Source organism: Streptomyces sp. NPDC104381 (assembly GCF_055583745.1).
In genome coordinates this window covers 316,984-330,113 of the sequence record NZ_JBVJNK010000004.1, presented here as the reverse complement: position 1 = coordinate 330,113, position 13,130 = coordinate 316,984, and the positions used below count along the sequence as shown (strand labels likewise).

The window sequence follows — 13,130 nt, the reverse complement described above, 5'->3', positions numbered from 1 at the left end:
GGGAGCGTCACCGCCAGCGGCTGACCTCCACGTTCTCCAGGACCCCGAGGGCGTCCGGCACCAGGACGGCCGCGGAGTAGTACGCCGTCACGAGGTACGAGATGATCGCCTGCTCGTCGATCCCCATGAAACGGACCGAGAGGCTCGGCTCGATCTCGTCGGGGATGCCGCTCTGCTGGAGTCCGACGACGCCTTGCTCCGCCTCGCCGGTCCTCATGCAGATGATCGATGTGGTGCGGGCGTCGGTGACCGGGATCTTGTTGCACGGGAAGATCGGCACCCCGCGCCAGGCGGGCACGTGGTGTCCTCCGACCTCGACGCTCTCCGGCACCAGACCCCGCTTGTTGCACTCGCGCCCGAACGCGGCGATGGCACGCGGATGCGCGAGGAACAGCTTCGATCCGCGCCGCCGCGACAGGAGTTCGTCCATGTCGTCGGGGCCGGGCGCTCCGTCGTGCGGCTGGATCCGCTGCCCGTAGTCGCAGTTGTTGAGCAGGCCGAACTCCCGGTTGTTGATGAGCTCGTGCTCCTGGCGCTCCCGCAGCGCCTCGACCGTGAGCCGCAGCTGCTGCTCGGTCTGGTTCATCGGCTGGTTGTAGAGGTCGGCCACCCTGCTGTGGACCTTCAGCACGGTCTGGGCCACGCTCAGTTCGTATTCACGGGGCGACGACTCGTAGTCGACGAACGTGTGCGGGACGACGCTCTCCCCCACATGGCCGGCGGACAGGTCGATCTCCGCCTCGCCGTAGCGGTTGGTCCGCTGGTGCGGGATGGCGAGCAGCCCGGCCAGGTGGTCGCGGAGCGAGTCCGCGCGGGCCGCCAGGTTGAGCACGTCCGACCGGCGCAGGGTGAGCAGCGTGCAGGCGGTCACCGCACGGGCCGTGTACTCCCAGGTCGCGTCGCCGTCGAGCAGGACGTGGTCCCCGAAGTAGGCGCCGTCGGCGAGGACTCCGAGCACCGTCTCGTCGCCGTACGGTCCGGTCCCGACCTTCTCGACCTTGCCGTGGGCCAGCAGATGGACGCGGTCCGCCGTATCGCCGGACGAGGCGAGCACTTCTCCCGCCGCGACGTCGCGCTGTTCGCACCGGCGCGCCAGCTCGGCCAGCACCTCCTCGTCACCGAAGTCGCGCAGGGCGGGAAGTTCGCCGAGCTCCGCGGGGATGACCGTGACCCGGTCGCCGGTCTGGACGAAGGTCACCCTGCCGTCCCCGACGGAGTAGCTCAGCCGCCGGTTCACCCGGTAGGTGCCGCCCTGCACCTGCACCCACGGCAGCATGCGCAGCAGCCACCGCGAGGTGATCTCCTGCATCTGCGGGGCGGACTTGGTCGTCGTCGCGAGGTTCCGCGCAGCCGCTGTGCCGAGACTCTGCTGCGGCGGCTGCGTGTCGCGAACCTCTTCACCAACGGACATCCGACATCCTCTCGATCATGGGCTGACCTGCGAGAAGAAGACTTCCAGCCGGAGGACACGGCGCGCTATTACACAAAAGAGTGTGACTATTCGGGCTTGGGACGGGAACGTTGCCCGCACCGGAGCACCCGCACACCGCGCGGACCGGTCGGGCTCCGACGCGGCGGAGCCCGACCGGGACCCCGGACCTAGGACTTCCGCCCGCTCCACGTCCGGGACTTCCGCCCGTTACGGCGCGGGGCACCGGCCCCTAGCGTTCTGGCCATGGATACGACAGGCACTCTCGACGAGGCCCTCCAGCGGCTGCACATCTCGGGTCCGGAGCGGCTCGGGCGGCTCACCAACCACGCGCCGATGGCCGTCGAGGCCCTCGCCGCCAACGGCCAGGCCGCGGCCGTGCACCGCTGGCTCGACCTGTACGCCGCCAAGCTGGAGGAGTTCCCGGCCGGCGTCGAGCCGGTCACGGAGGACAACTGGCGCTCCGCGCTGGGCGATCCGCGCCGCGCCGCCGACTGGATCGCGTACTTCGGCCGGCAGCTCGCGGAGCATCCGTGGCGCGAGGTGCTCACCCTGTGGTGGCCCCGCCTCCTGCCCGGCATGTACGGCGGATCGACGCACCCGGTCATCCGCGTGGGCCACGCCGTACGCACGCTGCTGGCGGGCGAGGAGACCGAGCCGCGGCTGACCGAACTCGCCCACGGACTCGGGTACTGGGCGGCCCGCCACCACCCCATGACGGAGCTCGCGCCCGTGCCCGGTGCCGACAGCGCAGCGGCGGCCCTCGACGCGGTGGCCCCCGTCGACGAGCGCGAGGGCGGCTTCCCCGCCCGGCTCGGCCGGGTCAGGAGCCTGCCGGTGTGGGCCGCCGCGGTGACCGATCCGGACGAGGCGCGCCGCCGGCTCACCGAGCTGGTCCGTGCGGCCACCCACCGGTACGCCACCCACGGCCACGGCGAGGAGACGATGCTGGTCCACGCGGCCACGGCCCCCAACGCCGTGCTGCGGACCCTCCCCGCGCTCCCGGCGGCCCTGTGGGTACCGAGCCTCCAGGCCGCCTGGACGGCCTCGGCCGCGGTGACCGCGATGTACGCGCCGGACGCCCCCGTGGCCTACGTACCGCCGGGCCGGATCACGCCCGAGGAGGTCGTGGAACGGGCCCTGGCGCACGGTGACGAGCACGTCATCAAGCTGACCGACACGGCCATGGACTTCGGCGACGAGCGGGCCCTGGCGGCGGCCCTGCGCGCCATCGAGCTCAGCGAACCGCTGCGGTAGGGCCCCGCCGTGGCCGTCAGTACGCCAGTGGCGCTCCCGAGGCGACGACCTTGCCCGGGTTGAGGATGCCGTGGGGGTCCAGGGCCGCCTTGACCGCGCGCTGCATGGCGAGGTTGACCGGGCCCACCTCACGGTCCATGCCGCCCATCTTCAGCAGCCCCACGCCGTGTTCGCCGGTGACGGTGCCGCCGAAGGAGATCGCCGCGTCGAGGATGTCCTCGAAGGCGAGCTGGGCGCGGGCCCTGGCCGCGTCGTCGCCGGGCTCGGTGATGATCAGGGGGTGGAGGTTCCCGTCACCGGCGTGGGCGATGTTGGCGATGAGGACGTCGTGGGCGCCCGCGATCTCCTCGACGCGTGCGAGCATCTCCGGCACCCGGGAGCGCGGCACGACCACGTCCTCGGTGAGCACCGGCCCCAGCCGCTCCAGCGCGGGGTAGGCGAGCCGGCGGGCCTGGAACAGGGCGTCCGCCTCCGCCTGGTCGGTGGAGACCTCGGCCCAGGCCGCTCCGGCCTCCGCGAAGCAGGCCCGTATCGCCTCGGCCTCGGCGTCGCCCGCCGCTCCCGGGGTGTCCACACGGCCGAGCAGGATGGCGTCAGCGTCCGACGACAGCCCCATGTTCTTCCACTCGTCGACGGCCTTCAGGCAGTGCCGGTCGAGGAGTTCGAGTGCCGAGGGCACGATGCCCGCCGCCGTCACCCGGCTCACCGCGTCGCCGGCCGCGACGACCGAGTCGAAGAAGCCCGCCACGGTGCGCTCGGCGGGCCGGGCCCCGCGCAGCTTCACGGTGATCTCGGTGATCACTCCGAGAGTGCCCTCGGAGCCGACGAACAGGCCGCACAGGTCGTAGCCGGCGACCCCCTTCGCGGTCCGCCGGCCCACCCGCACGGTCTCGCCGAGGCCGTTGACGACCTCAAGCCCGAGCACGTAGTCGCGGGTCACGCCGTACTTGACGCAGCACATGCCTCCCGCGTTGGTGGCCGTGTTCCCGCCGATCGTGGACCACGGCGAACTCGCGGGGTCCGGCGGGTACCAGAGGCCCTGCTCGGCGCACGCGGCCCGCAGATCGTCGTTGACGACGCCCGGCTGGACCACCGCCAGGCGCTCCACCGGGTCGATGCGCAGGATCCGGTTCATGTCCTCGAAGGAGAGGACGACGGCCCCGTCCACCGCGTTGGCACCGCCGGACAGGCCCGTGCCGGCGCCGCGCGGGATCACCGGGATCCGGTGTTCGACGCAGTACGCGACGACGGCCCGCACCTCGTCGGTGTCCTGGGGCCGCACGACGGCCAGGGGCACCCCCGCGGGGGCCCACTCCGCCTCGTCGTGCGCGTAGCGGCCCAGACTGTCCGGGTCGGTGATGACCTTGACCGCCGGTATCCCGTCGGCTGCGTTCGGCTTCGGCACGGCCGCTGACCACCTCTCTCGCCCATGCGCACCCCGCATCCGTCACGGGGCCGCGTCTTCCATCATGACGCGGCGGCTCACGCGCGGAACGGGCACCCTAAGTTGCATCCAGGATGCAACTTATCTACGCTGCCGCCATGCGGCTGACGCGATTCACCGATGTGGCGCTCCGGGTGCTCATGCGCCTGACCGTCACGGCGGACGACGAGGACCCGCCGACCACCCGCGAGGTGGCGGCCACCATGCAGGTGCCGTACACCCACGCGGCGAAGGTCGTCGCCCGCCTCCAGCACCTCGGCCTGGTCGACGCACGGCGCGGCCGGGGCGGCGGCCTCTCCCTCACCACCGCCGGACGGGCGGCCTCGATCGGCACCCTGGTCAGGCAGCTGGAAGGGCCGGACGAGGTCGTCGAGTGCGAGGGCGCCACCCCGTGCCCGCTGCGCTCCGCCTGCCTGCTCCGCTCCGCCCTGCGCCGGGCCGAGGAGGCGTTCTACGCCTCGCTCGACCCGCTCACGGTCGGCGATCTCGTCTCCTCCCCCACCGGCCCGCTGCTGCTCGGCATCAGCAGCGGCCGCCCCGCATCCGGCTGACCCCCCGCACCCGCCCGCCGCGTCCGCACCGCGCGCGCCGGGCGGGTCACTCCGGCCCGAAAATACGCATCTCACATACCAATTACAGGCCGGCCGTCACGACGGCCGCCCTCACACCCGAGGAGTCACCCGATGCTCTCCGAGCCGTCGACCGTCACCGTCCGCGCCACGCTGCCCGCCGTGGGGGCGGCCATCGGCGACATAGCGGACCTCTTCTACCGGAAGCTGTTCGACGCCCACCCGGAGCTCCTCCGCGACCTGTTCAACCGGGGCAACCAGGCTTCGGGCAGCCAGCGTCAGGCGCTCGCCGGGTCGATCGCCGCCTTCGCCACCCGGCTCGTGGAGCACCCGGACACCCGGCCCGACGTGATGCTGGGCCGCATCGCCAACAAACACGCCTCCCTGGGCATCACCGCCCCCCAGTACGAGATCGTGCACACCCACCTCTTCGCCGCGATCGCCGAGGTGCTCGGCGACGCCGTCACCCCCGAGGTCGCCGCGGCCTGGGACGAGGTCTACTGGCTGATGGCCAACGCCCTCATCGCGATCGAGGAGCGGCTCTACGCGCAGCAGGCGGTGACGGCGGGCGACGTGTGGCGCGAGTGGACGGTGGCCTCCCGCGCCGAGGACACCCCCGACGTGGCCACCTTCCGCATCACCCCCGCGGACGGCACGCCCCCGCCCGCCTTCCGGGCGGGCCAGTACGTCTCCGTACAGGTGGAACTCCCCGACGGCGCCCGTCAGATACGCCAGTACAGCCTCACCGGCGCACCCGGCTCCGAGCTGCGCTCCTTCTCGGTCAAGCGGGTACGGGGCGGGGCGGGCCCGGAGGGCGAGGTCTCCGCGCACCTGCACGCACGGCTGCGCACGGGCGACCGGCTGCGCGTCTCGGCGCCGTACGGCGATCTGGTGCTCGACGGCTCCGACGCCCCGCTGCTCCTCGCCTCGGCCGGCATCGGCTGCACCCCGATCCTGTCGATGCTGGAGCACCTGGCGCGGCAGGGCCACCGCTCACCCGTCACCGTGGTGCACGGCGACCGCTCTCCGGCCGACCACGCCCTGCGCGCGGACCACGCGGCGCTCACCGGGAAGCTCGCCGACGCCTCCGCGCACTTCTGGTACGAGAAGCCGGAGCCCGGCCGGGCCGGCACGGGCACGGAGCACAGCGGTACGGTCGATCTGAGCGACGTCCGGGTCGCCCCGGGCACCCGCGCCTACCTCTGCGGCCCGCTGCCCTTCATGCGTGCCGTACGCGCGCAGCTCCTGGCGAAGGGCGTGCCCTCGGCCGACATCCACTACGAGGTGTTCGGCCCCGACCTGTGGCTCGCCCAGGACTGAGCACGACCGCCCCGGGGCACGAGCGGACTGTCCGGATCGAATCGCACACGACGCGAACAGTGCCCGCACAGGTTTGCCGGAGCCCCGTGTTCCGGTACAAGCGCTGTACGGACACGCTCCCTGCCAACGAAGGAGTCGGCCATGTCCTCACCCATGTCCGCCAGCAACTTCCTCAAGGCCCTGAAGAACGAGGGACTCACCGTCGTCCAGGTCGGTGACTGGCGCACCCACAACCGCAACCACAAGGGCCCCTGGGGGCCGGTGCACGGCGTGATGCTCCACCACACCGTCACGAAGGGCACCGCCCGCACCGTGGAGATCTGCCGTGACGGCTACTCGGGGCTGCCGGGCCCGCTCTGCCACGGTGTGATCGCCAAGGACGGCCGGGTCCATCTGGTCGGCTACGGCCGCGCCAACCACGCCGGGCTGGGCGACGACGACGTCCTGCGCGCCGTCATCGCCGAGAAGCGCCTGCCGGCGGACAACGAGTCCAACACCGACGGGAACAGGCACTTCTACGGATTCGAGTGCGAGAACCTCGGCGACGGGAAGGACCCCTGGCCGGCCGTCCAGCTCGAGGCCATCGAGAAGGCGGCGGCCGCGGTCTGCCGCTTCCACGGCTGGGACGCGCCCTCGGTCATCGGGCACCTGGAGTGGCAGCCCGGCAAGGTCGACCCGCGCGGCTTCTCGATGAACGGCATGCGCAACCGCATCCACGACCGGCTGAAGTAGGCGGGCATCCCGGACCGGCGCCCCGGACAGGCGCCCCGGCAGGGCACCCCCGGCGGGCGGACCGCACACAATGTGGGCATGACCGACGAAGCGCTCGACCTCTCCCGGCTGCAGCCGGCGCTCCCCTCGCCCCTGCAGCCGGCCGAGGACGAGCGCTTCGCACGGCACGGCGTGACGCTGCTGCTCAAGCGCGACGACCTGATCCACCCGGACCTGCCGGGCAACAAGTGGCGCAAACTCGCCCCCAATCTGCGGGCCGCCGCCGGCCGGACCGTCCTGACCTTCGGCGGCGCCTACTCGAACCACCTCCGGGCCACCGCCGCCGCGGGGCGCCTGCTGGGCTTCCCCACCGTCGGCGTCGTACGGGGCGACGAGCTGGCCGGCCGGCCGCTCAACCCCTCACTCGCCCGCTGCGCGGCCGACGGCATGCGTCTGCACTTCGTGGACCGGCCGACCTACCGCGCGAAGACCTCTCCCGACGTCCTGGACGGCCTGCTGAGCCTCTTCGGGGAGTGCGTGGTCGTCCCGGAGGGCGGCAGCAACGCACTCGCCGCACAGGGCTGCACAGAGCTCGGCCGCGAGCTGCGCGGCCGGACCGGCACGGTGGCGGTCGCCTGCGGCACCGGCGGCACCCTCGCGGGGCTGGCCGCCGGGCTCGACGACGGGCAGCGCGCCCTGGGCGTCCCGGTCCTGCGCGGCGGCTTCCTGGGAGCGGCCGTACGCGAGCTGCAACGGGATGCCTTCGGCGGGCCCTCCGGACGGTGGTCCCTGGACGAGCGCTTCCACTTCGGGGGGTACGCCCGTACGACACCGGAGCTGCACGCCTTCGCCGACGACTTCGAGGACCGCCACGGCCTGCCCGTGGAAAGGCTCTATGTGGCCAAACTGCTGTACGGGCTGACCGTGCTCGCCGGGGAGGGCGCCTTCGCGCCGGGCTCCACGGTCACCGCGGTCGTCACGGGACGCCCCGGGCCGGAACCCTCCTGACGCGGTACGGCGCCCTCACGCGTCGTCCGACTCCCGGTAGGCGGCGGCCTCCTCCAGGTCGAGACGCCGCAGCAGGGCACGCAGCATCTCGTCGTCGATCCGCCGCTCGTCCCGCAGGCGTACGAACACCTCCCGCTCGGCGGCGATCATGTCCCTCGCCAGCCGCCGGTAGGTGTCGTCCGCCGACTCCCCGGTGACCGGGTTGGCCGCGCCGAGCCGCTCCCACACCGCGTTGCGCCGCCGCTCCATCACGGCGCGCAGCCGCTGCAGGAGGGGGTCGGGCAGCGCGTTGCGCGGATCGGCCAGCAGTTCCTCCAGCGAGGCTTCGGCGGCCGTGGACGCCTCGTTCTGCGCCTGCGCCTCGGCCAGCGTCTCGGTGCGCGCGCTGCGCCCGGGCAGCTTCAGGACGCGCACCAGGAGGGGCAGGCTCAGCCCCTGGACGACCAGCGTCCCGATGACGGTCGTGAAGGTCAGGAAGAGCACCAGGTTCCGCGCGGGGAAGCCCTCCCCGTCGTGCGTGGCCATGGGGATGGAGAACGCGATGGCGAGCGAGACGACACCCCGCATCCCGGCCCAGCCGACGATCAGGGCCGAGCTCCAGGAGGGCGGCCCCTCGCGCTCCCTGATGCGGCTGGAGAGCCAGGGCGGCAGATAGCTCGCCGGGTACACCCAGACGAAGCGCACCACGACGACGGCCACGAAGACGAGGACCGCGTAGCCGAAGGCCTCGGCCACGCTGTACGAGCCGAGCCCCCGCAGCACGAAGGGCAGCTGCAGCCCGATGAGCGCGAAGACCGCCGACTCCAGGACGAACGCGACCATCTTCCAGACCGCCGCCTCCTGGAGCCGTGTCGCGAAGTCGACCTGCCAGGAGCGGTGCCCCAGGTAGAGCGCGACGACGACCACGGCGAGCACCCCGGAGGCGTGCACGCGCTCCGCCGCGGCGTACGCGACGAAGGGGATCAGCAGCGACAGGGTGTTCTGGAGCAGCGCCTCCTTGAGGTGGGTGCGCAGCCAGTGCAGGGGCACCATCAGCAGCAGCCCGACGCCGATGCCGCCGACCGCCGCCAGCGCGAACTCGCCGATCCCCGCGCCCCAGCTCATGCCCTCCCCGACAGCCGCGGCGACGGCCACCTTGAAGGCGGTGATCGCGGTGGCGTCGTTCACCAGGGACTCGCCCTGGAGGATGGTGGTGACCCGGGCGGGCAGTCCCACCCGGCGGGCGATCGCCGCGGCGGTGACGGCGTCCGGCGGGGCGACCACCGCGCCGAGCACGAGCGCGGCGGTGATCGGCAGGTCCGGCACGAGGAGATAGGCCAGCCACCCCACGGCGACCGTCGCGAACAGGACGTACCCCACGGACAGCAGGGCGACCGGGCGCAGGTTGGCCCGCAGGTCGAGGTACGAGCTGTCGACGGCCGCCGTGTAGAGCAACGGCGGCAGCAGCAGGGGCAGCACGATGTGCGCGTCCAGCGTGTAGCCGGGCACCCCCGGCAGGTACGAGGCCAGCAGGCCGGCGGCGACCAGCAGCAGGGGCGGGGGCACGGGGGTCCGGCGGGCGGCCCCCGCGACCGCCGCGCTGGCCGCGACGAGCGCCACCAGCGGCAATGCGTCCATCTCGCTGTCCTCACATCCGACGTAACGTGGCCATCATGAGTGAGTGCCTCCACGTATCCGAACTGCCGCGCCCCGAACCCGCCCCGCTCAGCGACACCTGTCCGGAGTGCGTCGTGGCCGGCACCCATCCGGTGCAGCTGCGGCTCTGCCTCGCCTGCGGGCACGTCGGATGCTGCGACTCGTCGCCCCTGAAGCACGCCACGGCACACTTCGAGGCGACCGGCCATCCGGTGATGCGTAGCTTCGATTGCGCCGAGAGCTGGCGCTGGTGCTTCGTGGACGGTTCGATCGTCTGACGTCTGGGTACGTCAAACCGGCGCCGGTTCTTCGCAATTGACCGCCGCAGACCCCTAGCCACTGTGTGTGCCCATATGCCTACCATGAGTAATCAGCGGGTTGCGGTCGCGGCGACACGGCATCATGGGTCGCGACAGCGTCGCCGAACCACAGAACCGACGACGGACCGCACGGCCCCGGGCACTCGTCCCGGAGCCTCGAACGAGTTTGTGCCACCTTGGAGGTGAGGGTGTCCCAGATCGCAGGCGAGCCCGGGAACCAGGACTTCGTAGAGGTCCGGCTGCCCGCTGCGGGTGCCTACCTGTCGGTGCTGCGTACGGCCACGGCCGGCCTCGCAGCGCGCTTGGACTTCACTCTCGACGAGATCGAGGATCTTCGCATCGCGGTCGACGAGGCCTGCGCGATCCTGCTCCAGCAGGCCGTGCCCGGCTCCGTCCTCAGCTGCGTGTTCCGGCTCGTCGGCGATTCCCTCGAGGTGACCGTCTCGGCCCCCACGACGGACGGACGCGCCCCCGAGCGCGACACCTTCGCCTGGACGGTGCTCTCCGCACTGGCCGGAAAGGTCGACTCCACGGTCGCCGACGACCGTACGGTCAGCATCAGCCTCTACAAACAGCGCGGCGCGGGACCCGGGCCGGCGTGAGCGACGGGAACGGGGACGGTCCTGTGCGGGACGAGACGATCCGGTCGGGGCCGGTGCGACCGGCAGCCCTCCCGGAGCAGCAGGCCCGGCCGCATCCGGAGGACGGTGCGGACGGTGCGCGGACCGGCGCTCCGGCCGGGGCCGAGCAGGCGCAGCAGCCGCAGGCGGAGCGGACGGGCCGGATGAGCGAGCACGGGCACCACGATCCACATGACCGCAGTGGGGCACGGGCGCTCTTCGTCGAGCTCCGGGGGCTTCCGGACGGCTCGGTGGAGAAGGCCGAGCTGCGCAACCGGCTGGTGCGGATGCATCTGCCGCTCGTGGAGCACCTGGCCCGCAGGTTCCGCAACCGCGGCGAGCCGCTGGACGACCTGACGCAGGTCGCCACGATCGGGCTGATCAAGTCGGTCGACCGGTTCGACCCGGACCGCGGCGTCGAGTTCTCGACGTACGCGACCCCCACGGTCGTCGGCGAGATCAAGCGCCACTTCCGGGACAAGGGCTGGGCGGTCCGGGTCCCCCGGCGCCTCCAGGAGCTGCGGCTGTCGCTGACCACGGCCACCGCGGAGCTCTCCCAGCAGCACGGCCGCTCCCCCACCGTGCACGAGCTGGCCGAGCGCCTGGGCATCTCCGAGGAGGAGGTCCTGGAGGGGCTGGAATCGGCCAACGCCTACAGCACCCTCTCGCTCGACGTCCCGGACACGGACGACGAGTCGCCCGCGGTCGCGGACACCCTGGGCTCCGAGGACGAGGCACTGGAGGGCGTCGAGTACCGCGAGTCGCTCAAGCCGCTGCTGGAGGACCTCCCGCCGCGCGAGAAGCGGATCCTGCTGCTGCGCTTCTTCGGCAACATGACCCAGTCGCAGATCGCTCAGGAGGTCGGCATCTCCCAGATGCACGTCTCCCGGCTCCTGGCCCGCACGCTGGCGCAGCTGCGCGAGCGGCTCCTCATCGAGGAGTAGCGAGGAGCGGCCGACCGCACGGGCCGAGCCGGCAGGTCAGGCGTCGGGGGTCGTACGCGGCCCCCGGCGGATGCCGAGCGCCTCCGTCGTGGCGGGGTTCAGCAGCAGGACGAGCGACGTCACGGCGACGGCCGCGAGGACGATGCCGGCCGGGATCAGGGCGCCCTGCGCCCGCAGCAGCGTCCAGGCCACCGGCAGCGCCATGAGCTGGGTGATGAGCGCGGGACCCCGGCTCCAGCTGCGCCGCCGCAGCAGTCCACGGGCGGCGAACAGGGGGATCAGGCCGAGCGCCACCAGCGTGAGCCCGCCCATCTCCGCCTGCTGCATGCTGTCGGGCCGGCCGAAGAGTCCGACGGCCAGCATGTAGATCCCGCCGACGGCGAGCGCCGCGCCTTCGAGCGCGTTGAGTGCGGCCAGTGCGGCGATCCGGCCCGGCTTCTCCTCGCCGGCCGAGGGCGAGGGGGAGGGCGCGTTCTGCTGAGTGCTCACGCCTTTCAGATTCGCATCCCGACGGCCCGGACGTGAAGCCGGGGCCGCGGCGGCCCTGTCACGGCACCCCCGTCACGCTGTGTGACCGGTGGTGGACCGGGTGGATCGGGACTTCAGGGCGGTACCGCGCGGTAGGTACTCTGGCGGACATGCGCGCACTTCTCGTGGTCAACCCAGCTGCCACCACTACCAGTGCGCGTACGCGTGACGTGCTGATCCACGCCCTGGCGAGCGAGATGAAGATCGAGGTCGTGACCACGGAGCACCGTGGCCACGCGCGTGACCTGGGGCGTCGCGCCGCGGACTCCGACGACATCGACCTGGTGGTCGCCCTCGGCGGCGACGGCACGGTCAACGAGGTGGTCAACGGGCTGCTGCACAAGGGCCCCGATCCCGAGGGGCTCCCGAGCCTCGCCGTGGTCCCCGGCGGCTCCACCAACGTCTTCGCCCGGGCCCTCGGCATCCCCAACGACGCCGTGGAGGCGACGGGCGCGATCCTGGACGCCCTCGCGTCCCGCAGCGAGCGCACGGTGGGCCTCGGTCTGGCGGCCGGCACCCCGGGAACGGCGGACGAAGCCGTCCCGGGCCGGTGGTTCACCTTCTGCGCGGGGCTCGGTTTCGACGCCGGCGTCATCGGCCGGGTCGAACAGAAACGCGAGCGGGGCAAGCGGTCGACCCATGCGCTGTACGTGCGCCAGGTGCTCCGGCAGTTCATGGACGACCCGCACCGGCGCAACGGGATGATCACCCTGGACGTCCCCGGCCAGGAGCCGGTCACCGACCTCGCGCTGTCGATAATCTGCAACACCGCACCCTGGACCTACCTGGGGAACCGCCCGATATACGCCTCCCCGAAGGCGTCCTTCGACAGCGCCCTGGACGTCCTCGGACTCAAGCGCCTCTCCACCCCCGCCGTGACCCGGTACGCCACCCAGCTGCTCACTTCGAGCCCGGAGAAGGGCCCGCACGGCAAGCACGCGGTGTCCCTGCACGACCTCACAGACTTCACCTTGCATTCAAAGGCTCCACTGCCCTTCCAGATGGACGGCGACCACCTGGGACTGCGTACGAGCGTGACGTTCACAGGCGTACGCCGTGCACTGCGTGTGATTGTGTGAGTGGAAGGGGCCAAAGTCCTTTAACTCGAACGTTTGGGCTGGCCCCCACCCCTTAGAAGTACGGCTGTGACCTAGTCGACACCGAGGAATCAAAAAAAACTTTCCAGAAGGGGTTGTATCCGCCGCCGAGGTTTGCGAATCTCTACATGGCGATCGGGACGGCCCGCAACATCGGCCTCCACTGAGAGCCAGAACCCCTCCTCACCACAACAGGACCACATCCAGCTCATCTGGGCGTCGGACCTTCGTCTGCGGGGGGATTCGTG

Annotated in this window: 13 protein-coding genes; 9 read left to right on the top strand and 4 right to left on the bottom strand. The window is 72.0% G+C overall.

All coding sequences use genetic code 11. The annotated features are described in order from the left end of the window. Window positions 1-7: 7 nt before the first annotated feature. Window positions 8-1,411, bottom strand: coding sequence for a family 2B encapsulin nanocompartment shell protein (locus ACZ607_RS15290; RefSeq protein WP_469735184.1), 1,404 nt, complete (start codon window positions 1,409-1,411; stop codon window positions 8-10). A 264-nt stretch (window positions 1,412-1,675) separates the two neighbouring features. On the opposite strand from ACZ607_RS15290, the gene ACZ607_RS15285 reads away from it, so the two are divergent. After that, window positions 1,676-2,686 carry a questin oxidase family protein gene (locus ACZ607_RS15285; protein ID WP_469735183.1) on the top strand — a complete coding sequence of 337 codons (1,011 nt, stop codon included), beginning with the start codon at window positions 1,676-1,678 and terminating at the stop codon, window positions 2,684-2,686. A 16-nt stretch (window positions 2,687-2,702) separates the two neighbouring features. Here ACZ607_RS15285 and ACZ607_RS15280 read toward each other — a convergent pair whose 3' ends face one another. Next, entirely contained in the window at window positions 2,703-4,130 is a 1,428-nt protein-coding gene (locus ACZ607_RS15280) for an FAD-binding oxidoreductase (RefSeq protein WP_469735182.1), read from the bottom strand. Window positions 4,131-4,228: 98 nt separating this feature from the next. Here ACZ607_RS15280 and ACZ607_RS15275 point away from each other — a divergent pair, with 98 nt between their 5' ends. From ACZ607_RS15275 to ACZ607_RS15260, 4 genes are all read left to right on the top strand, one after another. Then, the gene (locus ACZ607_RS15275) at window positions 4,229-4,681 is read left to right on the top strand and encodes an RrF2 family transcriptional regulator (protein WP_469735181.1); all 453 of its coding nucleotides are present in this window, start codon (window positions 4,229-4,231) and stop codon (window positions 4,679-4,681) included. 132 nt (window positions 4,682-4,813) lie between these two features. Beyond that, the gene (locus ACZ607_RS15270; protein WP_469735180.1) at window positions 4,814-6,019 is read left to right on the top strand and encodes a globin domain-containing protein; all 1,206 of its coding nucleotides are present in this window, start codon (window positions 4,814-4,816) and stop codon (window positions 6,017-6,019) included. Between the two features lie 141 nt (window positions 6,020-6,160). Continuing rightward, complete coding sequence (locus tag ACZ607_RS15265) at window positions 6,161-6,751, top strand: N-acetylmuramoyl-L-alanine amidase (protein ID WP_469735179.1); 591 nt, start codon at window positions 6,161-6,163, stop codon at window positions 6,749-6,751. 78 nt (window positions 6,752-6,829) lie between these two features. Beyond that, a complete protein-coding gene (locus ACZ607_RS15260; protein ID WP_469735178.1) occupies window positions 6,830-7,738 on the top strand; it encodes a 1-aminocyclopropane-1-carboxylate deaminase/D-cysteine desulfhydrase in 909 nt (302 codons plus the stop codon). A 15-nt stretch (window positions 7,739-7,753) separates the two neighbouring features. Here the strand turns inward: ACZ607_RS15260 and ACZ607_RS15255 are convergent, their stop codons facing one another. Beyond that, window positions 7,754-9,355: a Na+/H+ antiporter gene (locus ACZ607_RS15255; RefSeq protein ID WP_469735177.1), complete on the bottom strand. Its 1,602-nt coding sequence runs from the start codon at window positions 9,353-9,355 to the stop codon at window positions 7,754-7,756. A gap of 35 nt (window positions 9,356-9,390) precedes the next feature. Between ACZ607_RS15255 and ACZ607_RS15250 the strand changes: the two genes are divergently transcribed. The 3 genes from ACZ607_RS15250 (at window position 9,391) to ACZ607_RS15240 (ending at window position 11,257) form a co-directional block, all read left to right on the top strand. Continuing rightward, a complete protein-coding gene (locus ACZ607_RS15250) occupies window positions 9,391-9,651 on the top strand; it encodes a UBP-type zinc finger domain-containing protein (protein ID WP_469735176.1) in 261 nt (86 codons plus the stop codon). Between the two features lie 230 nt (window positions 9,652-9,881). Then, window positions 9,882-10,295 (top strand): ATP-binding protein, encoded by a 414-nt coding sequence (locus ACZ607_RS15245; RefSeq protein ID WP_014154139.1) that lies wholly within the window; start codon window positions 9,882-9,884, stop codon window positions 10,293-10,295. Further along, a complete protein-coding gene (locus ACZ607_RS15240) occupies window positions 10,292-11,257 on the top strand; it encodes an RNA polymerase sigma factor SigF (protein ID WP_469735175.1) in 966 nt (321 codons plus the stop codon). The genes ACZ607_RS15245 and ACZ607_RS15240 overlap by 4 nt, the downstream gene beginning before the upstream one ends. Before the next feature lie 36 nt (window positions 11,258-11,293). Here ACZ607_RS15240 and ACZ607_RS15235 read toward each other — a convergent pair whose 3' ends face one another. Continuing rightward, entirely contained in the window at window positions 11,294-11,746 is a 453-nt protein-coding gene (locus ACZ607_RS15235; RefSeq protein WP_469735174.1) for a hypothetical protein, read from the bottom strand. Between the two features lie 149 nt (window positions 11,747-11,895). Between ACZ607_RS15235 and ACZ607_RS15230 the strand changes: the two genes are divergently transcribed. Further along, window positions 11,896-12,864: a diacylglycerol/lipid kinase family protein gene (locus ACZ607_RS15230; protein WP_469735173.1), complete on the top strand. Its 969-nt coding sequence runs from the start codon at window positions 11,896-11,898 to the stop codon at window positions 12,862-12,864. Window positions 12,865-13,130 lie beyond the last annotated feature (266 nt).

Coding starts and splice junctions, on each gene's coding strand:
- ACZ607_RS15290 (WP_469735184.1), bottom strand. CDS start 1,411: ATGTCCGTTGGTGAAGAGGTTCGCGACACGCAGCCGCCGCAGCAGAGT.
- ACZ607_RS15285 (WP_469735183.1), top strand. CDS start 1,676: ATGGATACGACAGGCACTCTCGACGAGGCCCTCCAGCGGCTGCACATC.
- ACZ607_RS15280 (WP_469735182.1), bottom strand. CDS start 4,130: ATGCGGGGTGCGCATGGGCGAGAGAGGTGGTCAGCGGCCGTGCCGAAG.
- ACZ607_RS15275 (WP_469735181.1), top strand. CDS start 4,229: ATGCGGCTGACGCGATTCACCGATGTGGCGCTCCGGGTGCTCATGCGC.
- ACZ607_RS15270 (WP_469735180.1), top strand. CDS start 4,814: ATGCTCTCCGAGCCGTCGACCGTCACCGTCCGCGCCACGCTGCCCGCC.
- ACZ607_RS15265 (WP_469735179.1), top strand. CDS start 6,161: ATGTCCTCACCCATGTCCGCCAGCAACTTCCTCAAGGCCCTGAAGAAC.
- ACZ607_RS15260 (WP_469735178.1), top strand. CDS start 6,830: ATGACCGACGAAGCGCTCGACCTCTCCCGGCTGCAGCCGGCGCTCCCC.
- ACZ607_RS15255 (WP_469735177.1), bottom strand. CDS start 9,355: ATGGACGCATTGCCGCTGGTGGCGCTCGTCGCGGCCAGCGCGGCGGTC.
- ACZ607_RS15250 (WP_469735176.1), top strand. CDS start 9,391: ATGAGTGAGTGCCTCCACGTATCCGAACTGCCGCGCCCCGAACCCGCC.
- ACZ607_RS15230 (WP_469735173.1), top strand. CDS start 11,896: ATGCGCGCACTTCTCGTGGTCAACCCAGCTGCCACCACTACCAGTGCG.